Here is a 24,295-nt window from a genome sequence, read left to right on the forward strand (position 1 = left end):
CACCATTATATCAACTTGCCTGACGTTCTGTTAGAGTTGCCGCCCGATACTCGGTCTTGTGCTTCATCATACTGTAAATGATGTTTACGAGCCTTCTCATGACGCATATCAGGCCTTGCTTCTTGGTCTTGCCTTCTGCTAGCTTCCGATGATAGTAGTCATAGAAGAGAGGATTCCGTTGTTTTTTATTGTCGCCTTTCGCTACTTGGATTTGCTGAACGGCTAAGTTATGGAAGATGGCGTTTAATACCCGATTTCCTTGTCCGCTTGCTTGGTCTTTGCCTTTGCCGCCCGAACTAAAGCGGACAGGGGCAATACCTGCAAAACGGGCTAATTTGTCAGCGTTGGAGAAGCGGCGAATGTCTCCGATTTCGGCAATCAGTTCCGCCGCTGTAACGGTGCTGATTCCATCCATCGACTCTAGCTTATAGTCCGTCTCACATAAGACCTGACGAAGTTGTTCTTCCGTCTGCTTAATCAGTTCTCTGCTCCGCTTCATGTCCTGAACCATATTGACAATAATAAAGTCTCTGGACGTTTGAAACTTCCTCTTCGTCTCCCCGTCCTTCTTTACCAGTTCCAAGATTTCTTCTGCTTTACGGGTAGAGCAGGTGTTATGGCTTGCTTTGCGAAGATAGGTCGCCAAGTCATCCGCCCCCACCGACTCCAAGTGATGGGGAGCAGGGTACTTCTCCCAGAAGGCAAGGGCGGCTTTTCCATCTACATCACAGAAGAACTTCTTGTAGGACGGATAGTGGTAGCTTAATTGTTGATGCAGTTGATTTTTCAATGAACTGGCATGTTTGACCAGTGCGTTTCGTCTTGCCACCAATTGCCCAATTGTCCAGTAAATGTCCTGCGGATTGGCGTCTGGCAGTTCATCTAGTCTTGCAAGCAACACTTTGGCGATGCAATACGCATCCCAACTGTCGCTCTTTTGGGTGGTAGCGTAACTCTTACGCTCATTGTAGGAGAGGGCAGAGTTGACTTCCTTAACGATTTGTTTCCTCTCGACAAGGTGAACGGCTAATGCTCTGCCGTTGCCGCCCGTATCCTCCAATCCATAGACAGGAGTCATTCCTTTTTTGCAATGCTTCTTGACCGTTTTCATCAGGTCATCGAAACTGTTTGGCTTGTTGTCGATTTGGATTTCATCCAACTTCGTATTCCAACAGTCGATGATAACGGCTGTATGGTGGGCTTTGTGCAAATCAAGCCCGACATAGATGTGTTTTTGCTTGTAGTGCATAAAAGAAATCACCCCTGTGTACGGATTCTTTGATGAATAGGAGTAAAATGGGGGCAACCTCAGTTCAAGCGTTACTCTTTCGAGCCGCAATGGGACGCAAGCCTCTCCATTCACTTCCTGTCACAGAATGGCTTCATGCAAGCCATCTGCCTGTATATCTCCATAGCGATATGTGCCGCTATAAAAATCACGTTTGTCCAAGATTCGTTTCACTTGTACTTTGGTAAACAATCTGCCTTGTTGCGTTGTAAATCCTTCTTGATTCAGTGTTTCAGCTATCTGGGTCAATGACCATGTGGGATACTGTTCCTTGATTTCAAATACTCTGCGGACGGTCTGGGCATGTCTTTCGTCTACTTGGATACATTTATGACCTTTCTTTGCTTTGTATCCGAATGTTGCCCGTCCTCCTGCATAGCCGCCCTGTTGGGCTTTCTTACTACGCCCTCTACTTAATTTCATGGCGATTTCAAGACGTTGGTATGCGTCTAACAATTCCATCAAGCCATTTATCAGGAAGTCATTCGGGTCTTTCTTGTAAATGCTGTAGGTGGGCTGTTCAATGCTCCGAACGTCCACTCCGTACTTCTTAAACTCTCTGTGAACCAGAACTTTCACAATGTCTGACCGCCATAGACGGCTTGTATGGAGGACGACAACTGCATCAATGGTTTTACTGGCTAGGGCGGCTAACATGCTCTGGAAGCCCATTCTGTCTACCTCAAGAGCATCCTCGTTCACCTTCGCCCCACTGATACCTTCGTCAACATATATGTTCATCAAGTTCCATCCTTGCTCCTGACAATAGGAGCGGATTTCGTCTTGTTGATACCCTAAACTGTAGCCATCTTTGGCTTGTCCTTGTGTTGATACTCTTACGTAACCGATGACGTTCATGGTGTTTCCTCCCCCACCGTTACAGAAATTCAGATTCATGTAACGCCACACCGATATAATTGATTATATATCGTATCACCGTTGCATTCAACTAGATTACAATGCTATAGTTGAAGAAAATTTGGTGATTCGCATATATCGGACAAGCGTTATATTTGGAGGGATTATCATTGCCTATTCGGTTGCGGTTAAAAGAAATCTTAGAAGAAAGGGGGATGTCTCAACGGGAACTAGCTCGTTTAATGAACATCCGCCCCAATACTATCAGCCATCTTTGCTCCGATAAAGTAAATACGGCTTACTTCGATACCTTGGAGCAGATTTGTAAGACCTTAAACATCAGCCTGAACGAACTTCTTGTATTGGAAGATGACTAATCTTCCCTGATAGGATTGCACAAGGGAGGGTTACTGCTTCCTGCCACTGCTCCGCCGCTAGTTCATTCAGGTCAATCACATCCTGCGTTTTCATTTGTTCCTGAATTTGCTTACGGTAGTAGGGGGTTGTATCCTGCGGTAGAAGTTCTCCTTGCAGAATCTCCTGAACGAGCCGCCCCACCTTCGGGGCAAACTTGGATAAGTCCGTCAATACAGCACATAGATACTTACTGTTGAACTGCGGCGGAAATTGAACCAGTGAAGCAAGTGGTATCTTCACCTTCGGTGCGTATACGATTTCCATCCTCGTTAGTTCCCCTTTGATTTTCTGCCGCCCTATCTCCAACAACTGACGTTTCTTGTCATACACCCGACAATAGCCATCCTCCTGACGTTGATGCTTGCCGTTATAGTAGCGAGTGCCTTTGAACAGTCGTAGCTTGCGACCCTTCTTAGACATGGTAAACAGGTCATTTATGGAAACGGGGATGTCAAAAGCTATATCACATCGCACAAACAGGATTTGATTGGCGTAATTTCGGATTTGTTCTAGCCAATGACGGAAGTAAACAAGTGACTTCGGATAGACCTCAATCCTCAGCGTGTTCTTACGGGTTTTCGGAGCAATGACCAACTTGTAGGAGATATGCAGGAAATGTTCTCCTGTGTTGATTTTGATGCGGTATTGAAATCCTTTTTCCCCCACCGTCATCTTAACCCCGTAGAAGTGGCAGATTCGTTTATGGAACTCATTGAAGAAATCCCAATACACGTCTGTAAAATCAATGACGATACGGTCGATGGATACACTGACTCCTTCCATGTGCCGCCCCCTCCCGATTTTTTCATGAATTTCGGGCTATATTCGATTTTTTCATGAATTTCGGGCTATATTAGAGGGCAGGTGGCTAGCCTTTCACACATGTCCTTCCCGTTGTAATACTCTCAGTTGATTCCTGACACTCTTTATGGTCGTCTTATCCCACTCAAAAGTTGAGGTCAAATCTCTTTCACCATATCAATCGTCCTATGTACGTACATTGTTGCAATCATATTTGAAAAAACCGCAAGAAAACGAAGATAACAAAAAACAGGTCTTTTATGGTGGTATCTGACCATAATTGACCTGTTCCATGTAACGCTATTGCGTTAAATAAGTATACTTTTTCCAGACATGCAGTACGTACATCTTAATTCATGAAAATATCATATTGATAGAACAAAGGTTATGTTGGTACTGATGAAGTAAAGTTGTTCAATCGTTACTGGGTAGCCCCATACTATATATTCCCTAATTGTTCTTTATATTTTTCAACTCCGTTCATAATTTTCGTAATATCTTCGGATTCTAACTCTTCCTTCAATGACATTGATGCAATATCACTAATCATGATATTCAATTCATCTTTTATATCCTCTCTAAGATAGCCTTTATCGAGACAAAGAAGAGCGATTGTCAGATAAACAACTAACTTTTCAACCTGACTGTTGACAATCCCACGGTGATATTCGACAAGCAATTTTTCCGTTACTTGCGATAAAGATAGCCCCTCATCTAGGAACTCTTCAAAATCATCAATAATATACTGCTCAAGTTCCTTATAACTGCTTAGCATTGGCATCTTCACCTCTCTAATTTTTAAACTCCCCTGAGTAGACATTCAATTTGATATTTGGGTATTCTTGTCTGAACTTCAGAATAATATCGGAACAGCTTCCGCAAGCAGGTAATTCCGTGAATAAATCAATTGTGCCTTTAACTTGCTTGTTATTCCCTAATTGATTTGCTATATCCTCTAAAATTTTGCGTTCAGTGTCATTATCCCTAGGAAAAGCCCCCTCACCGTTAACTTCCCCTTTTTGGTTTACTGATTTTGCAGGGAATTGACCCTCGCCTGTTACTGTTGAAAAACCGTCGGCATTCTCCTTATGAATCCTACTATGGGCTTTAAACTCTGTTTTAAGTCCGGAAATATTCACATCTGCCACCGCAACATTACCGTAATTCTTATACTTGTTTGGCAATGTATCACGAATAGCTTGTGCTCTAGCTTGGAACATTTCAACCTTTTGGGCATAGGTGAGGTTACCCGTCCCCTTAGAAGAAAAATACTGTAAATCCATCGGTAACAAGAATTTTGATCCACTCTGCTCAGTACTGCTCTTCACCACAGCCTGCGCCGTTTCCTGCCCGGTAGAATACGCTTTGTTTAGTCCAATCGATCCGCCGGTCACCAGCAGCGCCCCGATGGCCGCAGCAATTACCGCCTTGCGGTAATTCACCTTTTCCCCGCGCGCCCGGTCATCCATCACACTGACGGCAAAGCCTTCGCCAGCCCCCGCCGTTTTGCTCCGCAGGACCGTCGTTGCCAAACTGCGGGAGATCGCACTGCCGATTTGCCGGAAGCCCTGGCTGATTTGTGTGCCCGCTTTTTGTGTGAAGCCTGCGACAGCCCGGACAGGTGCCGTCTTTTTCACAGTCTGGACGATGGACTGCATTTTGCTGCCCGTCGTCTTCGCTACTGTTCGCAAGCCGCTTCCCACGTTGCTTGCCAGCTTCCCGATGCCTTTCCCCGTATTTCGTCCGAGGCTGGCCACTGCCCGGTACACACTGCTGTTTTTCACGGCATTTCCTGCGCTGCTGGCGGCACTTCTTACATTCTTCGCCACAGACGCTGCGCTCTGGGCCAGGCGCGTTTGCCCGATGCGTGCTGTAACTGCTCTCAGAGCGCCGCCTGCTTGTTTCGCTGTGCTTGCCAGAGCGCTGCGAAGAGCATTCTCCGCCTTGCCTGCCGCGCTCGTTGCCGACCGTACCGCATTTCCTGCTTGGGTCCCCAAGCGGGCTGCGGCACGGCCAACCGAGGTTTGCCGCACCCATCTGGCTGCCGCCCCTGCCGCTTGCGCTCCTTTGCCAACGGCGGTCCGGACAGCGCTGGTAGCCCGGCTCGTCAAGGCGGACGCTTTGCCAAGGGCATTTGCCACCGGTTTGAGGCGAGCGACTGCCGTGGCCGCTTTGCCGATTAAAGCGCCAGCACCAAAGCCCGCTGCCGACAGTACGCCGCCAAGCGCCATTTCCCGCAGCAGCTCATCGCCGCGCATGCCAAAGGCGTACCCGATCACACCGGATATCCCTTCGCCGACCAGGATCGAGACGCCAAACGGCAGCAGCGGCGGAAAGAACACGCCGCCCACGGTGAGGGCGACACCTGCTGTCGTGACCAACACGACCTCCCAGTGGTCCGCAACCCATTTTCCTGCATCGACGACCGCGTCTACGACGGTAGTTACGACGTCCTTCACAGTATCTACAACGGTGTCAATGGCGTCCCTCACTGTTTCCTTTACGCTGTCCACGGTGGACTCCCAAAGCTCCAAGCCTTTGTCGAGCGCTTCGGAGGCTCCGCCGATCAGCCAATCCCAAAAGCCTGGCTTGCCCTCTTTTGCTTTCAGTTCGTCACCTTTCCCATCGGGGTCGCCGCTTTTTGGGTCAAGATCGCTGGCTGTAGGATCAAAAGGAGCGCGGGTGTTTTCATGGGCTGGAGTACCGTGCTCCGGGTCTCCGCCTTTGCCTCGGTCATCTCCACCTTTGCCTAGGTCGTCCGCGCCTTTGCCCAGGTTGTCTCCACCTTTGCCCCGGTCGTCTCCGCCTCTGCCCAGGTTGTCTCCGCCTTTGCCCCGGTCGTCTCCGCCTCTGCCTAGGTCATCCCCATCCCCGCGCAAATGGCCCGGTATCCGCCCGTCCCACATTCCTTCCGCATATGTCGCGTACATGATCCTGAATCTCATCAGCTCGTCGGGAGGTGCCCCAGCTCTTGCTGTTCCGCCCGAAATCGCATCATTTCGCTCATCTGCGCGCAGCATGTTTGGCTTTGGCTTGTCTGCCGCATACGTGGCCAGCGGCAGACAAAGAATCATTGCCAGAATCAATAACAAATAGTGCTTCCGAATCACCAGTGCTCCTCCTTATTTCTCCGGACATTCCTTTTTCTGCAATCGTTTCTTTTCCATATGGTAGTATTTGGATGAAAAGGCCACATGCAGCAAAAGTATGAAAATCCAGTGGGTACAACGGAGCAAGAGGAGGGCTCTTATGCCTGCGAAACAGGAAAAAGGCCGGAGATTAGTCTAACGGGTTCGGTTTTGGGGTGCAAAAATAGAAATGACGTGGCTTTTGGTAATTCATTTGGTAGAATTGTTGGAGTGAATTTAAAGAAAAAAGCTCGGTAAATTGCCGAGCTTTTTGTCATATCAATGAGAGTCAGATAAAAACTCGTTGATTCTTTTCAATACCTTTTCTAAAGTTATGATGGAATTCAAAGTATTAGTTGGTTCAATGTCTAAAGAATGATTAGCATCGGGGATTCTTTCTATTTTAATATTTTGCTTAGTTTCAATTGCTTGGATTTTACTGGTAATAAAATGACTGTCTCTTTCACCTATGACAATAAGGGCAGAATGATTACTCATCAATAAAGCTTCAAAAATTGTATCCAGCTTTAATAATGGCGTAAGCAAAATCAATTTTGAATTCAAATAATTATCGTTTTTCATAAGCTTGTTGATGATAGGAATAGTACCGAGTGATTTTCCTAAAAAAACGGTATTTAGGTATTGTTGACTTTTAAGAACTTCGGTAATGACAGCAATTACATCATCATAAATAATATTTGTAATATCTTCCGTTGAAAGTTTGAATACATCTTGTCCGTAGGAATAATGGACGTGGACAACATCATACTGATTTTGAAGCATTGTCATTGTCGAATAGTAAAATAAAGGTTTCTCATACGTGTAACCTGTTCCAGAAAACATAAAGCAAACCACTGAACTTCCGTTTTCGATATGTGTGTATCGAACTTCTTTTTCATTTACAAATGTCGTTTTTCGATTAACCTTCATAATAGCTCCCCTTTTGTATCCTCTATTTGTTCTATTTTACTGTAAAATTGTATTTTTTCCTAAAAAAACCATCTAAACAATGCAAAGACGGTTTACTTGAAATAGATAATATCCTTCATGGAAAAGCTCTTATTCGTCAAACCCAAGCTTTGAGCAGGGGTTACTCTATTGTCTCCCCATTTATATGTCATACAGAAGTTATAGTACGTTCGAAGGATAGTGACAGCATACTGAGCATATTTCGGATTGAAGTTTGCATAGATATAGCTCTTCCCGTCTCCACGAGCAGTAACCAAAGGGCGTTCAAGGATTGAGATTCTTCTTCGCATCAGTTGCATGAAGTTATTAACTGCATAATCGTTGACCTTCATTAACATGTTGGCAACGTACTTCGTTTCTAATGTTGATATATCCGTTGTACAATCGACCCAACGATACCCTTGGTCTTTCGTGGCGAGGGGATGTTCCAAAGGATTCCTCGCCCAACGATAATAGTCATTACCACCGATATGAACCGTTTCGTGGAAATGATGATGTTTCAGGATTTCCACTAATTGATGATATGCCAATGCTGTAATAGAGCGGAACGTATAGCCCTTGCTTGTCCCCCAAGCCTTTAAGTCACGGATAGATTGTTCATATTCGGTATATGAGTCTCGAAGGCTTTTCCCTCGGTCAATTTTACATAAGAAATGGTGTGTTACTCCTTCTCTTATTTCTTTTGAAAACACTCGATATATGGCAGACATCAGTGAATAATCTTCATCAGTTACAAATCTCCATTTTTTTGTTTTTAGTATTTTTTGCAGATGCCAAAGCTGGGCAATCGCGGTGTATGTTGCGTTCACATGAAGTCCATCAATATACCTTTTTCGATTGTCAAACTCCTGTCGTTGACTCATGTATGCAGACGTTGATTCCGTATCATGCGGAGTGGGCGGTTGTGGTGCACAAGAGAAACGAAGCCGTGCATTTTTGCGAGCAAATTCGTGAAGGTGGTCTTCACATAGCTCTTTCGTATCTCGCTCAATGTCATCTAATGTAATGTCCCAATCATATGCAACATCTGCACGAAACACATATCGAGAGTCAACATCTGCGGTAACGACAATATTGGTTTGAGGCTTTTTCACTTCAATCATGTCGTAAAACTTTGAACCGTGTCCTTTTTTTCGAACATTATTTAGATTGTATTGCAACTTGTCGGTGTTGAGCCAAAGAGAATCAAATTGTTTGTTTTGAAGCGGTACTGATTCGTATCGCTCTAAGAACTCCAAGCACCTGCGATACATCCATTCCAACTTTCGGTAATAGGTATCAGAACTAATTTCTAATATCTCACAAACCCGTTTAACTGGCGTCCTGTTGAGTATGAGAGCTACGTAGGTGGGTAGGATATCGTTTCGCTGTTGATGATACGTTGTTGTTTCTCTACGTTCAGGAAGGACATTAGTTATCTTTTTACACGTCTTACACTGCCACTTCTGTGATTTTCCACTGCTTTTACCTCTACGATAAAAGTGATTGGGAGTGGCGAATGGAGTTATATCGTGTTTTAAGCATGAACCACGATGGAATTCATACTCTGGCTCCCAATCCTGAACACGGTCATGAGTAGCTAATCGTTTAATTTCCTCTGCGATAGACCAGTTGGACAGAGCATTCGTCGTACATTTCCATGTCATTTTTCCAATGGTAGTTGTCGGGTCTGGATTACACACAATAGCATGACTCGTACCTCCTTTTGCTCCTGAAAGTCGGTAACGAGACGGTTTCCCTTTCGCGGACTCGAATCGATGCTGTTCAAGACCAAACCATTTACAGTAGGGGTTGTCACAACGATTCATTTGAATGTTGTGATATTCTCCCTCATAGCCTAATGAAACCGTTCTAAATAAAACGTCCCTATATTTTTTCGCGAAATCAACAGGGGCGAGCAGGGGATAGTCTGCCTGTCTCGAATGTATTTCACTATCGGATATAGGACGTTGAATCTCTATAATACGGTCATCAAGCACCGCGAGACGTTTCAGTTTCGTCAAGTTCTAATTCCTCCGTTTCATCCAATAACAGTACCTTGGACAAGGCTCTCTTGTTTCGCCTTTTGCCATGTATCCAATCGATAAATTGCTCGTCCTTTAGGATGTTTTTCAAGAATTGGTCCACACACTCATCTTCTGAGTAGCCCGTGTATTCAGCATAGTATTTTACGATATCTTTTGTATGCTCTGATACTTTCCAGTTTGCTTTTATATCTAAATTTGGCTTTGGTTTTATAAATTCCATGTACGATTTCTCCTTTTAAAATGACATTCGAATTGACATAGATTTTGACATGAGTATTCCTCTCTTCATAAATTATTTCCAGTTCGTTAAAACTTATACATTTCCCTGCCAATATCCGTGTCATTTTTCAAAAAAATCCTTTGATAACAAGAAAAAAGGCGTGTTCGAACTATTGTCAGTTCGCACGCCATTTTGTGTTATTTTTTTGTTTTTGCACCTAAAAACCGAACCCGTTAAGATTAGTCTCCAGCCTTTTGGCTTGATACACACTTTCAGTTGTTGTTTACTCTTGTACCATCGCTTCGTATTTGTCTGCGTCCATCAGCTTTTTGAGCTCGCTTTCGTCAGACAGCTCCACAACGATCATCCATGCTTGCTCATAAGGAGAAGAGTTTACCAGCTCCGGCGCGTTTTCCAATTCGCCGTTTACTTCTACTACCTTCCCGCTGACAGGAGCATACAGTTCAGAAACGGTTTTTACCGATTCCACGCTGCCAAAAGGTTCGTCCTGTGTAATCGTGCTGCCCACCTCTGGCAGTTCGACAAAGACGATGTCGCCCAGCTCGGATTGAGCAAAAGAAGTAATGCCGATATACGCCTTGTTTCCTTCTACACGAACCCACTCGTGCTCTTCGCTGTAAAGAAGATGTTTAGGAAATTCCATCGTTCACGTATCCTCCTATCAGGTTCAATCAGGTACTCCATATTAATTGGACAGAGGGCCTAGGAATCCTCTTCAATCCCCAAAATTCGGTGGAGACGTTTTTTCACCAGGTTCAAGCCTTTTTCGCCAGCCTGGAAGTGGCGAAGCTGCAGGTTTTCATCGAACAGGTAGAAAGCCGGGACGTACTCATTCTGGAAGGCGTCTACGGTCTTCATTTCGTTGTCGATCGCGATCGGATGTGTCAGCTTGTGCTCGACGATCGTTTCCTTGATCTTTTGGATGTCTGTATCGGCCTCCGAGCGTGGCATGTGGATTCCGATCACCTTCAAGCCGTTCGCCGCGTATTTGTCGCGCCACTCCAGGATTTGCGGCATCGATTCCTTGCACATATAGCAGCTTACGGACCAGAAATGGATCAATACGGGACTTCCTGCCAAATCAGCTTTGCTCACCTGACCGTTTACCCATTCGGTAATCCCCGGGAAATCGGGCAATTCTTCGCGCAAACGCATCAAAAACAACCCCTTTCAAATGATCGTGGAACGAGAAAGACAGCAATCTTCCCGTCTTATTTGCCTCTTTTTTGTAAAAAAAGGGCCTAACAACTGGTTGTGTTAGACCCTTTTTCGTAAAGGGAGCAAGCTTTATATGGCTGCCCCGATCAATCGCGCTCCAATGCGGATGCTTACTTCGCAGTCAGGTGGCTTTGACCTGGACGCCAGTTAGCTGGGCAGAGACCGCCGGATTGCAGAGCTTGCAGAACGCGCAGTGTTTCTTCTACGGAACGGCCGATGTTCAGGTCGGTTACAACTTGGTAACGCAGAACGCCTTCCGGATCGATGATGAACAGACCGCGGAATGCTACGCCGCCTTCTTCATCCAGTACGCCGTAATCGCGAGCGGTTGTTTTCAGGAAGTCGGAAGCGAGCGGGTAGTTCAGGCCGCCCAGACCGTTTTGATCGCGAGGAGTGTTGATCCATGCGCGGTGGGAATGCTTGGAGTCTACGGATACACCGAGAACTTCCGCATCCAGGTCTTTGAAATCTTCGATCGAATCGCTCATCGCGATGATCTCAGTCGGGCAAACGAACGTGAAATCGAGTGGATAGAAGAACAGTACCAGCCATTTGCCACGGTAGTCGGAGAGAGATACCTTTCCGAAATCTTGACCATTGCCCAGAGCTGTTTCCATTGTGAAATCAGGAGCTGGAAGACCTACAAGACGTTGTGCCATATGTAAAACCTCCTTGGAATAAGTTTTTTCACCTACATGTTCCATCATAGCAACCTTGTTGTTTATAGTCAATACAATGTAGGAATCATTTTCAATTGATTGTCGTTTTTGTGGTGCCAGATGTATCCTTTCCGCTTTCACAGCACGATATACATCTGTTTTGCTCTCTTCTGCCGTTCAACAGGCCGCTTTTTGCGATCCGCTTGGCCGCTTCCCGCAGCAGGTCCGGCGGCTGCACCAGCGCGATCCGCACGTACCCTTCTCCCTGCTCGCCAAAAGCGCTTCCAGGCACGACCACGACCCCAGCCTCCTCCAAAAGCGCAAAAGCGAATTCGCGGGAGTTCCAGCCAGACGGAATTTTTGCCCAGACGAACATCGTCGCCTTGGGCGGCTCGATGACCCAGCCTGCCTCTCGCAGGGCTTTGATCAGGACATCGCGCCGCTCCTGATAAATTGAAGCAACCGTGTTGTCCTCCCCCGCTTCCCGGTCGCGCCTGAGCGCGGCAACAGCCATTTTTTGAACCGGCAGGAAGACGCCGTAGTCTACATTCGACTTGACGACTGCCAGCGGCTTGATGATCTCCGCATTGCCGACCACATAAGCGATGCGGCACCCGGCCATGTTGAAGCTTTTGGAAAAGGAGTTGAATTCGATGCCGACGTCCTTGGCCCCCTCCGCCTGCAAAAAGCTGGGCGGCCGGTAGCCGTCAAAGGCCATTTCGGAATAAGCCAGATCATGCACGACAATCACATCGTGCCGCTTGGCAAAAGCGACAGCCTCTTCAAAGAAGGAAAGCGTCGCGACCGCCGATACCGGATTATTGGGATAGTTCAGAATCATGAAGCGAGCGCGTTTGGCCACCTCTTCCGGTATGGCATTCAGATCGGGCAAAAAAGCGTTTTCTGCCCGCAGCGGCATGGGGTATGGCTCCGCACCTGCCAGATGAACGCTGCCGGCATAAATCGGGTAGCCGGGATCGGGCACCAGCACGATGTCTCCGGGATCGGACCAGGCAAGGGCAAAATGAGCCAGACCGTCCTGTGAGCCCATCAGCGAGTGAATCTCCGAGCGCGGGTCCAGCTCGACGCCGAAGCGGTACTGATACCAGCGGGCCACCTCCTCGCGAAACTCCTCTGTTCCGTCGCTCATCGGGTAGCCAAACGCACCCGGCTCCCGGATCGCCTCGGCCAGCGCCTCCACCAGCTCCGGAGCTGGCGGCTGATCAGGGCTGCCGATGCTCAGATCGATCACTGAACGCCCCGTTGCAACGCTCTTTTTTCGTTCGGCCAGTTCGGAAAAGATTGCCGAAGAAAGCTGTTCAAGGCGCCTGGAAGGGGTACGCATCGTCAGCGTCCCCCCCAAGCCTTTTCATACTCCTCTTCCTTGAACCCGACCGTAACTGTTTTTCCGTCAGAGACGAGCGGCCTTTTTAGCAGCTTCCCGTTGGAGGCCAGCAGCTTCAGCATCTCGTCTTCCGTCATCGATGGCAGCTTGTCCTTTAAGCCGAGCTCGCGGTAAAACTGGCCGCTCGTGTTGAAAAACTTGGTCAAGGGAAGTCCGCTTGCCTGCCACATGCTGCGCAGCTCGTCTTCTGTCGGAGGGGCATCCACGATCGGGATCTCCTCGATGGCGACATTGTGTTGGTTCAGCCATTGCTTGGCCTTTCGGCAGGTGCCGCATTTGTCGTACAGATAGGCTTTGATTGTCATGGAGCATATCCTCGCTTTCTTATCAAGCATAATGGTGTCTCGAATACCTGCTTGCTGTATCCCCAGTGTTTTCCTTTATTTTAACGCAGTTCCCGCGTTTATCAAACGGCTCCCTTAACAACGCGACGGCACATCGCCAGTCTGCCGGATCAAGACTTGTCCGTAAGAGCCTGTCTACCGAACAATCGACAATGTTTTCGTAAACTGGACCCCGTCCTTGGCTTCATACGGAATTTCCAACAAAGCGTAATCGTTTACAAACGAGCGGTCTTCACTGTTTGCATAGTCGTACGTCTGGTACTTCACCGTTACTTCCTCTATCCATAGCGAAACATCCTCTACTTCCACCGAATCCGTCGGCGAAGACGACGTTTTGATGAGCACATACGTTTTTTTCCCGTCTCGCAAGTATTCCGTTTTCCATTCCGGTGAGGCAAGCAGCGGCTCCAGCCAGTCCTGCACGTTTTTGGGCACTTCCTCCTTTTTCACCGCCTGATAGAGCGGAGCGACTGAACCGACATCTCCCGGGGACATGCCGTTAAAGCGCTCGACTGTCCAAATCTGGTCATAGGCTGGCCATTTTTTCATCTCGATTTCATACGCGGTGCCATCCGTAGTGGTTGCCAGCAGGATACGCGGGTTCACCGTCCGGCTGGTCGTCTGAAAGGTATTCAGCTTTTTTCCGAGCTTTTTCTCTACAAATGTGCGCAGCACCCATTTGTAATCCCTGCTGCGCGGTTCGGCCATCATTTCCTGCTTGTCTTTTTCCGTGATTTCAAAGCTTCCGCCTTTGTCGTCCGTCCGCCGAAAAGCATCCAGGATTGCATCGTGGTCGATGAAAGCGGGCTCCTTCGCGTTTTGCTCGGCCGCCTCAGCCGGTTGTTGAGCACTGTTTGCCGGAGGGGATGCTTCAGCGGCGGGAGCCTGATTCTGGAGCTTTGACCGCAACGCTTCGTTTTCCGCTATGACCCTGCCTGCCTGTTCCTCGTTTCTTTTGCTTTCCACATCAGTTCCTACCATATACCCGGCCCAAGCGCTTCCACAGATCAGCAACGCTGTCGCGACGGATAATGCCCATGTACGCATGAAGTGCCCTTCCCTTCCCCAATGGCTAGTTATTTGGATAAGAAAAAAGCAGCCGATCATGTCTGGCTGCCTTTTTCCTTCTAGACGTTTTTTATTCCGTTTTTGTTTCTGCCACATTCCCCGTACCCCGCTCGGCAGGATCTGCTTCCGCCCGGGGGTTCGCCTGCCACGTCCTGGCAAGCGGCGAGTAGGGGATGCCCAGCGGATCGGCCTGGGCTGCTTCTGCCAAGGTACCCGTCAACGGTTCCGTATATTCAATGCGCTCCGGTGCCATGCCGATCGCCTCCTCCAGTCTTTTGTTTCAGTCTGGAGGAAAAGCGGCCGCTTTATGCAGAAGCGCTGACTTGCACCTGATAGCCGGCGTGCTTTCTCGCCTGGAAAACGCCGTTTTCAAAAATCAGGTACTGTGCCTTGACACCGATCAATTTGCCGCCGACGCTTTCCTGCTTGTCCAATGTGAGCGAGTTGATCTTGTCCAACGACTCAAGGATCGGATAGGTAATGTCTATCCATTCGTCCTCACGGTAGCGAAAGGCTTTGAACTCATCCGGGAAATGCGCGTACACCTCGTCTCTGAGGCTGAGCAGGTCCACCTCGCGGACATCGCCCTTGAGCATTTTTCTCCAGTTCGTCTTATCCGGCAAAAATTGGCTAAGATGGAATTCAAGCTCACCTGCCATGCGGCGTGTCGGTACCTCTGCGATCGGGATCGCGCGAATGGCTCCCTGGTCGACCCAGCGCTTTAGCTGATTGTTTTTCCTCGTCAGGCCGACTTTTACATCACTGGAAACAGCCAGATAAACGTAGTGCGGAATCATGCAATGAGTCTCGCCAAAGCTGGCATCCCGGCATGTTCCCTGATCATAGTGGCACTCGTGAGGCTTGACGATGCACAGATCGTTCTCCGGAAGCTTCGTAAAACAGGGATAGCAATATCCGCTGTTAAAGGTTTTGTTCGTTTTTCGTCCACAGGCGATACAGTTTTTCTCGCCCAGAAATGAGATCGTTATTTCGCTGCCCAGCAGCTCATTTAACGGCAGTCTCTCTTCGCCCAGCTGCAAATAGTAGTCAACAGGCTGATCCTTGCCGTGATACTGATGGGTCAACCCGTGCAAAATACCGCGGAGTTCCACCGTATTCTCTCCTCTCCTATGTACAGTCCTTTCATTTTACCATATCCCGCTCGCAGGCTGATTGCTGTTTTCTTTTGGCAGGATGATTTGAGTTGTGCGGGTGAAGCTAAAAGATAGTTACTTTGGAAGGAGGGATTGTTCTGCGCTATCGAGCGTTCATTCTGTCTTTCATCGCCTGTCTGCTGTTCGGGGTGGTGCCGACAGATGCGGCAAGAAGCCCTCTTCCTGCCTATGAGCCGATTCACCGGATCGACACAACCAACAAAGTGGTTGCCCTTACTTTCGACGATGGCCCCGATCCCAAATACACGCCCATCATCCTGGAGGTTCTGCACCGCAACAAGGTTCCCGCCACCTTTTTTGTGCTTGGCTCTCAAGTAGACAAGTATCCCAAGATTATGCACTGGATCAAGAAAGCAGGGCATGAAATCGGCAACCACGGCTATCATCATGGCGATTTGAACAAATTGACGGAGCAGGAGATTTACGAAGAAATCAAGCTGGGGGAAAAATCGATTCTCCGTTCTACCGGCGTGCTTGCCCAATATTACCGGCCCCCGGGGGGAGTCTTGACGCATGACGTCATGAATGCAGTCCAGTCCTGCGGCTATGACATCATCCACTGGTCGGTCGACCCGCGCGACTGGTCTTTGGCCCGGACGGCTTCCCACATCGCCAAAAGCGTCAAGAACGACGTGGCTCCCGGAGACATTATCCTGTTCCACGACGGCGGGCTGAATCAGCGGGAAACGATTGCCGCGCTGCAGGAGTTGATCACCGATCTGCGGAGGCAGGGCTATCGGTTCGTTACGGTCAGTCAATTGCTCGATGTGAAAGGAAGCAAGCGAGACGCGAACAAGAAGTAAAAATGCCCCCTGTATCGGGGGCCGATTTTTTTATACCGGTCGCTATGCCGAGGTCTTGCGCAAAAATGCCCGCAACCGCTCGTTTTTCGGATTGGACAACAGGGCTTCGGGTGCTCCCTCCTCCATGATGACGCCTTGATCCATGAAAATCACTCTGTCGCTCACTTCCCGGGCAAATCCCATCTCATGCGTGACGACGATCATCGTCATGCCTTCCTTGGCCAGATTCTTCATCACTGTCAAGACTTCTCCGACCAGCTCCGGATCCAGTGCCGAGGTCGGTTCGTCAAACAGCATGACCTTGGGGTTCATCGCCAAGGCTCTGGCAATCGCCACCCGCTGCATCTGTCCTCCGGAAAGGCGATCCGGATATACATCGGCCTTGTCCTCCAGCCCCACCTTTTTCAGCAGCGCCAGGCCCTGTTTTCTCGCATCCTCGGGGGTCATCTTTTTTACTTTGATCGGCGCGAGCGTAACGTTTTCCAGAACCGTTTTGTGCGGAAACAGGTTGAAGCGCTGGAACACCATTCCTACCTCTTCGCGCACCTTGTTGATGTCCACCCTCGGATCGGACAGGTCGTGGCCGTCAATCACGATGCGCCCGGCCGTCATCTCTTCCAATTGATTCAAGCAGCGCAGAAACGTGCTTTTTCCCGAACCCGACGGGCCGATCACGCATACGACCTCGCGTTCCGCCACTTGTGTCGTGATTCCTTTGAGCACCTGCAGGCTGCCGTAATTTTTTTTCAAATCCGTTACTTGGATAATCACGCTTCCGTACCCCCCGAACATATTCTCTCTTGTCTTATGACCAATTGTACCGCAATTTTTAGAAAATTGCATGAGTTTGTGAAATGACAGGCATGCGTAACCGGAAAGAGAAGAGCAAATGCTACATCTGAGGTGGTTTTCCATGAACCGTAAAAGATGGACGGCACTCTTTCTTGTACTGGCTGTTTTTGTCCTTGGCATCGGCGTCGAAAGCATCTTTGGAGGCATGCGCAATCTGACCGACCATCCCGAGTATGCCTGGGATGAACATGTCGTCTCCGGCTCCGGTACGGCCAAAATCGTACAGCTTTACGTCAATGGCACGATCACCAGTGAGCGCTCCACCGCATCTGTCACACCGATGGCTGACCTGTTGACCGAACAAATCAGGCGCATCGAGGAAGACGAGCAAGTAAAGGCAGTCGTCCTGCGGATCGAAAGCCCTGGCGGAGAGGTAGTCGCTACGGATGAATTGCACCGCCGCCTGCTGCGGCTCAAAGAGCTTCGCCAAATCCCGCTTGTAGTCAGCATGGGCTCGACTGCCGCATCGGGAGGTTACTACCTGGCTACAGCAGGAGATGCCATTTTCGCCAATCCCAATACGCTGACAGGCAGTCTGGGCGTCATTTTTACCCTGACCAACTACAGCAATGCCATACACAAGCTGGGAATCCAGGAGTATGCGATCAAAAGCGGACGCTTCAAGGATATCGGAAGTCCTGCCCGTCCGCTCACAGAGCCCGAGCGGCAAATTTTCCAAACGCTGGTCAACCAAAGCTACGATCGCTTTGTCGATGTAATCGTAAAGGGAAGAAGCCTCCCCCGGGAGCGCGTCCTGCAAATAGCCGACGGCCGCATTTACTCCGGCGAGCAGGCGAAGCGGCTGGGACTGGTGGATCGCTTTGGCGATCTGGAGGATGCTACCCGCTATGCCTTGACCCTGACTGGACTGCCGGAAGCGCAGATTGTTCGCTTTACCGAAAACATATCGCTTGGCAATCTGATCTTCCGCATGCAGCGTTACTGGTCCAACCCTGATCCGCTCGGCCTTGAGCGCATTTTGCAGCAGGGCTCGACGCCCAAGCTGTTGTACCAGTTTATCCCGTAACCATTTCTAATGGAGGTGTCCGCCATGCGGGACCAATCGTCGTCTGAAGCTGATTTTCCCGAATCCCTGCTCTCCGCTGATGCCGCCGCACGGACCGCGCTTGTCCAAGGCTTCGCAGGAGCCGAGCCGTCCGGAAGCGAGGATGCCTCCCAGGAGGCCAGCTATGCGTTTGCCGGCTTCTGGATTCGGGTCGGGGCTGCTCTGCTGGATGGACTTTTTCTCACCGGCATCAGCTTTTTGATCTTCAATCCGCTCCGCCGGGCTTTCACTGCCGGGCCGGACGTCTTTTCGTACATCGACTTGCTGGAAATCGTATTCGACTTCGCCTATGCCATCCTGCTGACCTGGTGGACGGGACAGACACTCGGAAAGCTCATCACCGGCATCCGCGTGGTCAATGCCCGCCAGCACCGCAGCCAGTTGACGCTGGGGCAGGTATTGCTGCGAGAGGTTGTGGGCAAATTTCTCTCTGCCCTGCCGCTGGGACTGGGGTATTTGTGGGCAGGGTGGAACCGGAAAAAGCAAGGCTGGCACGATCTGATTGCCAGGACGTATGTCATCCGCGACAGCAAACGTACGTAAGCCGAAGCAAAAGAAAAAGACTCGCCTTTATGGAAACAGACGAGTCCTTTTTGCCCGGGTTTTACCTGCTTGCATTGTTCACAGTCGGAGCAGGCGTGGATGGCGTGTCATCGGAAAAGAACGGGATCACGATCAGACTGATGATAAAAAACAGAATCCAGATCATTCCCCGCTTGAAAACACAGGGCGTCATCATCAGGCAAACCCCTTTCTGGGAAAGATGACTGTATCCCTACGCTTCCCCTCTCTTCACATTTTTATGCTTATGACGCCACCGCGGTCTCCTGAGAAGAGCGGGTCGTGCGGAAAAACAGGCAAGCAGCGGCAAAACCGAACAGCAAAAGCCCCATCAGCCAGAAGATGCTCCGCGGGTCCCAGACCTGGATCAACAGTCCGTTTACATTGGGGGCCAGGATGCTGGCGACGCCGAAATTCATGCTGGCAATGATCCCGGCTGTAGGGACCATCGCACCCGGCAAAATATCGGTCGCAAAGGCAAGACCGAGCGAGTAAAAGGAACCGACAGCCGCACCTGCAATCGCCAGCAGGAACATCATCATCCAGACGTTGTCGCCGCTGAGCGGGAACAGGATGAACGCCACGGCTCCGACGAGCGCACAGGCAAACATGACCCGCTTCCGGCCGATCCGGTCACTTAATGAGCCCAACGGAATTTGCAAAATGATGCTGCCCACTACAAAGGATGGCAGGATAACCGATACCCACTCGATGGAAATGCCGGTCCGCAAAGCGTAAACCGGAAAGCTTCCGTTTAAAGACGTTTCCATAAATCCGTACAAAAACGACGGGATCAGCGCCAGCCAGCTTAACCGGAATACAGTGGTGTATTTGTTCTGTTTTTTCACACCGGCTTCAGTTGCCTTGATCTCTTCGGGAAAATCATTGCGGATGCGCGCCAGCAGAATAAACGCTGCCGCATACAACACGGTCAGTGCGGCAAACGGCGCCCAAAATCCTATCGGAAGCAGGTTGATCCCCAGCGGCCCTATGCTGAATCCGATGCCGTAGGCCAGACCGTAGAGCGACAAATCCCGTCCGCGCCTCTCCGGAGCGGCGATTTTGGTCACCCACATTTGACTGGCGTAGTGAAGACCGGAGTCGCCGATTCCCATCAGCATGCGGAGAACAAACCAGACCGCCAGATGGGAAAACACCGGAATCAGGACGGTGGCTGCGGTCACCATTAACAGCCCGCACAGAATCGTCGACCGATAACCGATCCGGCGCAGCGGGATTTCCAGCCAGGGTGACACAAGCAATATACCGATATACAAAGCGGCTGCATTCAACCCATTGGCGACCGATGAAACTCCCTGCTGCTCCAGCATCACGGCCAAAAGCGGAATCGTCAGCCCCTGGCTGGCTCCCGCAATGACTACGACCAATATCAGCACCCAAAAGGTAAAACGTGTTGAAGACATGATGTATGCGTTCTCCTCTCCTGCACTCACTCTCTCTATTCATAATCTCCCCTCACCCGGCGGCAAGGTCAAGATCAATCGCTATTGTTCTACTGTAGCAGAGATTTGCCCCTGCTGTAGCTGGTACATTTTTTGATACAGGCCATGCTGCGCCATCAGCTCGTCATGCGTGCCCCGCTCGACGACTTCGCCGCGGGACAGAACGAGAATCTGGTCGGCATGCTGAATCGTAGACAGGCGATGCGCGATGATAAACGTCGTGCGTCCCGCCGAAAGCACGTGCAGCGCCTCCTGGATCGCCGACTCTGTCTCGCTGTCGATGCTCGCTGTCGCTTCGTCCAGGATCAAAATAGCCGGATCGGCTGCGAGCGCCCGGGAAAACGAAATCAACTGCCGCTGTCCGGCAGACAAGGTCATCCCCCGCTCCACGACGGGTTCTTCGTATCCTCCGGGGAAGTGGCGTATAAACTCATCTGCCCTGACTGCCTCCGCCGCCTGTTTTACATCGTCATTCGTAAGCTTGTCATTGTACAAGCGAATGTTGAATCCGACACTGCCGGTAAACAAAAAAGGGTCCTGCAGCACCAGCCCTACATGGCGGCGAAGCGTCCGCGTATCCATTTCGCCCATGTCCATGCCGTCGATCAGGATGCGCCCTTTCGTCACCGGATAAAAGCCGAGCAACAGATTCATCAGCGAGCTTTTTCCCGACCCGGTGTGGCCGACCAGCGCTACCGTCTGTCCCGGCTTGGCCGTGAACGACACATCTTTCAAGACGTATTGATCACCCTGATAGGCAAAAGAAACGCGGTCAAAGACTACCTCTCCGCGCGAGCGCTCGATAGCCTTGCCTCCCTTCTCCTCTTCAGCCGGCGTATCGAGAATGTCAAACACGCGCTGCGAGGAGATGGCAGCCTGCTGCAATTGCGAAAGACGGTTCATAATCATGCTGATCGGCTCGAAAAAGCGTCCCATGTAATCGACGAAGGCAAACAGCGCGCCGAACGAAATGGCGCTGTGAAACGAAGTCGAGCCGAAATACCAGACAATCACCGTGAGAGAGATTTTCCAGATGAGATCAACGGCTGGTCTGAGCAAAAGCGACTCCAGGTTGTTCTCCTTCAGACGAACCCGAAAATACTCTTCGTTTACCTTGGCAAACTCCTCTTGAACCCCCGACTCTCGGCGAAACGCCTGGACGATCGTCACGTTTTGAATCATCTCGTTGATCGTGGCGTTCATATCGCTCAGCCTGCTGCGGATGACCGCATAATAGCGCGAGCTGAAGCGATGGTAAACGATAATGAGCGCGACGATCAACGGCACGCTTAAAAAGCAAAACAGGGCAAGCTGCGGCTGCAGGACAAAAAGCGCGATCAAAATCCCCACGAGGTATACCCCGTTCTGCACAAAAGTTGCCAGAACGCTGACGTACAGTTCACGAATGGCCTCCGTATCGTTGCTCACGCGGGAGACGATCTGACCGACCGGTGTCTTGTCAAAAAAGGAGACCGGCAGCTTCTGCAGGTGGGTGAACAAAATCATCCGCATGCGCTGGATGATGCGTTGAGCTGTCATCTGCAGCGTCAAAATTTGCGTATAGTTGCATGCCGCGCTGATCAGGATCAACAAGGCATAGCCGCCTGCCAAAAGCAATATCGGCGCAATCTCCCTGCTGTACAGCGCCTTCACCTCGTCCGCCGTCAAGCGGATTCCCTCCGCCTGATCAACCTCCTGCCCCGAGCGAACGAGCGTCGCCTTGACCCGCTCCCTTCCCTCGACGGCCGGAAGCGGCAAAAGCTTCGGCTCCCCGTCCTCGGACAACTCACGGTCCAGCATATAGTAGGTCGTTCCCTCGGTCACGACCTGTGTCTTTTTCGCCTTTTGTGCATCGTCCGGAGGCAAGGACGACAGCCAATCCTCCCGGACGTAATACTCATCCGCCAGCCGGATCGCGATCTGGTTTCCTTCAATGGTAAGCGGTTCCTTTTCAAAGCGATACCACGTCTTCTGAACCGCCAGAATGTGATTGTCAATCATCACTTTTGCCAAAAAGGGGCCGGCCAGTTCCGCGGCAGTACCGAGCAGGAGCAGCAGCAGGGCCCCTGCGATCTGTCTGCGAAACGGCATGGCGTACTCTACAAGCCGCTTCCATACTTGTTTGCCGTTCATTACACGTTCCCCTCTCTCCCCTTAACCCGCGACGTCTTGTTCCATCTGCTGCCTGCGGTACTGCTCCGCATACCAGCCGTTTTGCGCCATCAATTCATCATGCGTCCCCCGCTCCACGATCCTGCCCTCGTCCAGCACCAAAATCAACTGGGCATGCTGGACCGCAGAGAGCCGGTGGGCGGTGATGATCGTCGTCTTTCCTTTGCGTTCATCGCGGAGGTGGCGAAGAATGCTTTCCTCCGTCCTCGCATCGACTGCGGACAGACAGTCATCGAGAATGAGGATGTCAGCGTTCATCAGCAGGGCACGGGCAATCGAGATGCGCTGCTTCTGTCCCCCTGAGAGGGTGACCCCTTTTTCACCGACCATGGTTCCGAGCCCTTCCGCGAATTGCGCTACATCGCCTTTCATTTCGGCCAGGGAGAGCGCATGCCACACTTCCTCTGTAGTCGCCTGCGGCGAGCCGAAAGCGACGTTCGCTTCGATCGTTCGGGAAAACAGCAGATGCTCCTGGGGAACGTAGGCGATTTTCCCGCGCAGGGCAGACAGCGAAATCCGTTCTACCGGCTTCCCTCCGACAAACAGGGCGTCCGACTCTACCGGGTACTGATGCAACAGAGTCCGGCAAAGCGTTGACTTCCCGCTTCCCGTCCTGCCCACGATCCCCAGCGTCTCTCCTTCGTGCAGCATGAAGCTGATATCCGACAAGGCGTCCTTCTCTGCCTGCGGATAGCGGAAGGTAAAGCCTCTCGCCTCGACAGTATTGTCCGGAACATCTTCCACCACAGTTTCGCTGTCCACCACGTCAGGCCGTTCGGCGAACAATTCCGACAACCGCTTTTGCGAAGCGCTCCCCCGCTGAAGGATGTTCATCAGCCAGCCAAAGGCAAACATCGGCCAGATGAGCAGCCCGAGGTAAAGGTTGAATGCGACCAGATCGCCCAGGGAAATCGCGCTGGAAAAGACAAGGTAGGTCCCGTAGCCAAGCCCGATGAGAAAGCTGAAGCCGATGATAATGCCGATCGTCGGTTCGAACAGGGCGTCGATCCGGGAAACGCTGATATTCCGCTCCATCGTCTTCTCACTGACCCGGCGAAACGCCTCCACATCCTCTTTTTCCTGTACAAAAGCCCGCAGGACCCGGACGCCTGAGACGGACTGCTGCACATGGTCGTTCATCTCGCCAAACGCTTCCTGGGCCAGGTAAAACCGGTCGTGCAAAAGCTTGCCGTAATAAGCGGTCGCCCAGGCCAAAAACGGCATCGGAATAAGTGCCGCCAGCGTCAACTGCCAGTCGATGGCCACCATCATGACAGCCAAAGTCAACAGCGTGGCGAACAGGGAGTCGACCAGCGTCAGTACGCCCATCCCTGCTGTCTGTTCGATTGCGGGAATGTCGTTGGTAGCCAGCGCCATCAAATCACCGGAACGACGGCGCGAGTAAAAGGACGGCGACATCCGGGTCAAATGGCCAAACAGCCGCTCGCGAAGCGTCCGCTCCAGCATCAGCGAACCGCCGAACAGCAGGTACCGCCAAAAGAAACGGAGCCCGTACAAGATAAGGCCAATCAAAAGCAGCGTGACAATCGTCGTCGCCAATCCAGATGTCGTCAGCGATCCATTGCGGATTTGATCCACCGTTTGCCCGATCAGCCGGGGAGGCCACAGCATGAGCAGATCAATCAAAAACAGAAAAGCAATCCCTACTGTATATCGTTTCCAATATTTTCTGAAAAACCAGGACAATTGCCGCAAAATATACACGCCGTCCGTCCCTCCTTCCTTATCCTATTAGAAAACTTGGCTCCGCCATGATTGT

At 50.5% G+C, this 24,295-nt stretch carries 26 protein-coding genes; 5 read left to right on the plus strand and 21 right to left on the minus strand.

Annotated elements, in window-relative coordinates:
- Positions 1-10: 10 nt before the first annotated feature.
- On the minus strand, positions 11-1,249 hold the full coding sequence (locus NST96_RS22370) for an IS110 family transposase (RefSeq protein ID WP_031933665.1): 1,239 nt from the start codon (positions 1,247-1,249) through the stop codon (positions 11-13).
- Positions 1,250-1,369: 120 nt separating this feature from the next.
- Positions 1,370-2,146, minus strand: a complete 777-nt coding sequence (locus NST96_RS22375) for a recombinase family protein (RefSeq protein ID WP_031933666.1) — start codon at positions 2,144-2,146, stop codon at positions 1,370-1,372.
- Between the two features lie 170 nt (positions 2,147-2,316).
- On the opposite strand from NST96_RS22375, the gene NST96_RS22380 reads away from it, so the two are divergent.
- Positions 2,317-2,523: a helix-turn-helix transcriptional regulator gene (locus NST96_RS22380; protein WP_081924506.1), complete on the plus strand. Its 207-nt coding sequence runs from the start codon at positions 2,317-2,319 to the stop codon at positions 2,521-2,523.
- On the opposite strand, the gene NST96_RS22385 is transcribed toward NST96_RS22380, so the two are convergent.
- From NST96_RS22385 to NST96_RS22395, 3 genes are all read right to left on the minus strand, one after another.
- Positions 2,486-3,346, minus strand: coding sequence for a hypothetical protein (locus NST96_RS22385; protein ID WP_031933667.1), 861 nt, complete (start codon positions 3,344-3,346; stop codon positions 2,486-2,488). The two genes, NST96_RS22380 and NST96_RS22385, sit on opposite strands and share 38 nt — an antisense overlap.
- Positions 3,347-3,803: 457 nt before the next feature.
- Entirely contained in the window at positions 3,804-4,139 is a 336-nt protein-coding gene (locus NST96_RS22390) for an Imm3 family immunity protein (protein ID WP_024984113.1), read from the minus strand.
- 16 nt (positions 4,140-4,155) lie between these two features.
- Entirely contained in the window at positions 4,156-6,474 is a 2,319-nt protein-coding gene (locus tag NST96_RS22395; protein ID WP_342404673.1) for a deaminase domain-containing protein, read from the minus strand.
- Positions 6,475-6,558: 84 nt separating this feature from the next.
- Here NST96_RS22395 and NST96_RS22400 point away from each other — a divergent pair, with 84 nt between their 5' ends.
- Positions 6,559-6,750 (plus strand): hypothetical protein, encoded by a 192-nt coding sequence (locus tag NST96_RS22400; RefSeq protein WP_148040227.1) that lies wholly within the window; start codon positions 6,559-6,561, stop codon positions 6,748-6,750.
- Positions 6,751-6,771: 21 nt separating this feature from the next.
- Here the strand turns inward: NST96_RS22400 and NST96_RS22405 are convergent, their stop codons facing one another.
- From NST96_RS22405 to NST96_RS22455, 11 genes are all read right to left on the minus strand, one after another.
- Positions 6,772-7,422 carry an alpha/beta family hydrolase gene (locus NST96_RS22405; RefSeq protein ID WP_122957768.1) on the minus strand — a complete coding sequence of 217 codons (651 nt, stop codon included), beginning with the start codon at positions 7,420-7,422 and terminating at the stop codon, positions 6,772-6,774.
- 92 nt (positions 7,423-7,514) lie between these two features.
- Positions 7,515-9,464, minus strand: coding sequence for an insertion element protein (locus NST96_RS22410; protein ID WP_122957769.1), 1,950 nt, complete (start codon positions 9,462-9,464; stop codon positions 7,515-7,517).
- Entirely contained in the window at positions 9,433-9,708 is a 276-nt protein-coding gene (locus NST96_RS22415; RefSeq protein WP_122957770.1) for a hypothetical protein, read from the minus strand. Before NST96_RS22415 ends, NST96_RS22410 begins: the two co-directional genes overlap by 32 nt.
- A gap of 283 nt (positions 9,709-9,991) precedes the next feature.
- Positions 9,992-10,372, minus strand: a complete 381-nt coding sequence (gcvH, locus tag NST96_RS22420; RefSeq protein ID WP_003391386.1) for a glycine cleavage system protein GcvH — start codon at positions 10,370-10,372, stop codon at positions 9,992-9,994.
- Positions 10,373-10,431: 59 nt separating this feature from the next.
- Positions 10,432-10,884 (minus strand): redoxin domain-containing protein, encoded by a 453-nt coding sequence (locus tag NST96_RS22425; protein WP_003391383.1) that lies wholly within the window; start codon positions 10,882-10,884, stop codon positions 10,432-10,434.
- A gap of 173 nt (positions 10,885-11,057) precedes the next feature.
- Positions 11,058-11,606 carry a peroxiredoxin gene (locus NST96_RS22430; protein WP_003391382.1) on the minus strand — a complete coding sequence of 183 codons (549 nt, stop codon included), beginning with the start codon at positions 11,604-11,606 and terminating at the stop codon, positions 11,058-11,060.
- 91 nt (positions 11,607-11,697) lie between these two features.
- Positions 11,698-12,951: an LL-diaminopimelate aminotransferase gene (locus tag NST96_RS22435; protein ID WP_342404682.1), complete on the minus strand. Its 1,254-nt coding sequence runs from the start codon at positions 12,949-12,951 to the stop codon at positions 11,698-11,700.
- A 2-nt stretch (positions 12,952-12,953) separates the two neighbouring features.
- Entirely contained in the window at positions 12,954-13,316 is a 363-nt protein-coding gene (locus NST96_RS22440; protein ID WP_024985561.1) for an arsenate reductase family protein, read from the minus strand.
- 174 nt (positions 13,317-13,490) lie between these two features.
- Entirely contained in the window at positions 13,491-14,402 is a 912-nt protein-coding gene (locus NST96_RS22445) for a hypothetical protein (RefSeq protein WP_003391376.1), read from the minus strand.
- Positions 14,403-14,493: 91 nt separating this feature from the next.
- Positions 14,494-14,676, minus strand: a complete 183-nt coding sequence (locus tag NST96_RS22450; RefSeq protein WP_035990993.1) for a hypothetical protein — start codon at positions 14,674-14,676, stop codon at positions 14,494-14,496.
- Between the two features lie 52 nt (positions 14,677-14,728).
- Entirely contained in the window at positions 14,729-15,535 is an 807-nt protein-coding gene (locus NST96_RS22455; RefSeq protein WP_003391373.1) for a DUF2797 domain-containing protein, read from the minus strand.
- A 179-nt stretch (positions 15,536-15,714) separates the two neighbouring features.
- On the opposite strand from NST96_RS22455, the gene NST96_RS22460 reads away from it, so the two are divergent.
- Positions 15,715-16,401: a polysaccharide deacetylase family protein gene (locus NST96_RS22460; RefSeq protein ID WP_227278116.1), complete on the plus strand. Its 687-nt coding sequence runs from the start codon at positions 15,715-15,717 to the stop codon at positions 16,399-16,401.
- Positions 16,402-16,443: 42 nt separating this feature from the next.
- Here the strand turns inward: NST96_RS22460 and NST96_RS22465 are convergent, their stop codons facing one another.
- Positions 16,444-17,172 (minus strand): amino acid ABC transporter ATP-binding protein, encoded by a 729-nt coding sequence (locus NST96_RS22465; protein ID WP_003391369.1) that lies wholly within the window; start codon positions 17,170-17,172, stop codon positions 16,444-16,446.
- 142 nt (positions 17,173-17,314) lie between these two features.
- On the opposite strand from NST96_RS22465, the gene sppA reads away from it, so the two are divergent.
- Together sppA and NST96_RS22475 are read left to right on the plus strand one after the other, a co-directional pair.
- Entirely contained in the window at positions 17,315-18,280 is a 966-nt protein-coding gene (gene sppA, locus NST96_RS22470; protein WP_024985564.1) for a signal peptide peptidase SppA, read from the plus strand.
- 24 nt (positions 18,281-18,304) lie between these two features.
- Positions 18,305-18,862, plus strand: a complete 558-nt coding sequence (locus NST96_RS22475) for an RDD family protein (protein WP_003391365.1) — start codon at positions 18,305-18,307, stop codon at positions 18,860-18,862.
- Between the two features lie 61 nt (positions 18,863-18,923).
- Here the strand turns inward: NST96_RS22475 and NST96_RS22480 are convergent, their stop codons facing one another.
- From NST96_RS22480 to NST96_RS22495, 4 genes are all read right to left on the minus strand, one after another.
- Entirely contained in the window at positions 18,924-19,058 is a 135-nt protein-coding gene (locus tag NST96_RS22480) for a hypothetical protein (protein ID WP_255320332.1), read from the minus strand.
- Between the two features lie 67 nt (positions 19,059-19,125).
- The gene (locus tag NST96_RS22485; RefSeq protein ID WP_327925993.1) at positions 19,126-20,304 is read right to left on the minus strand and encodes an MFS transporter; all 1,179 of its coding nucleotides are present in this window, start codon (positions 20,302-20,304) and stop codon (positions 19,126-19,128) included.
- Between the two features lie 81 nt (positions 20,305-20,385).
- Entirely contained in the window at positions 20,386-22,476 is a 2,091-nt protein-coding gene (locus NST96_RS22490; protein ID WP_342404689.1) for an ABC transporter ATP-binding protein, read from the minus strand.
- Between the two features lie 21 nt (positions 22,477-22,497).
- Positions 22,498-24,240 carry an ABC transporter transmembrane domain-containing protein gene (locus NST96_RS22495; protein WP_003391357.1) on the minus strand — a complete coding sequence of 581 codons (1,743 nt, stop codon included), beginning with the start codon at positions 24,238-24,240 and terminating at the stop codon, positions 22,498-22,500.
- Positions 24,241-24,295 lie beyond the last annotated feature (55 nt).

This window comes from Brevibacillus sp. FSL K6-2834 (assembly GCF_038592925.1).
Lineage (GTDB): Bacteria > Bacillota > Bacilli > Brevibacillales > Brevibacillaceae > Brevibacillus > Brevibacillus borstelensis.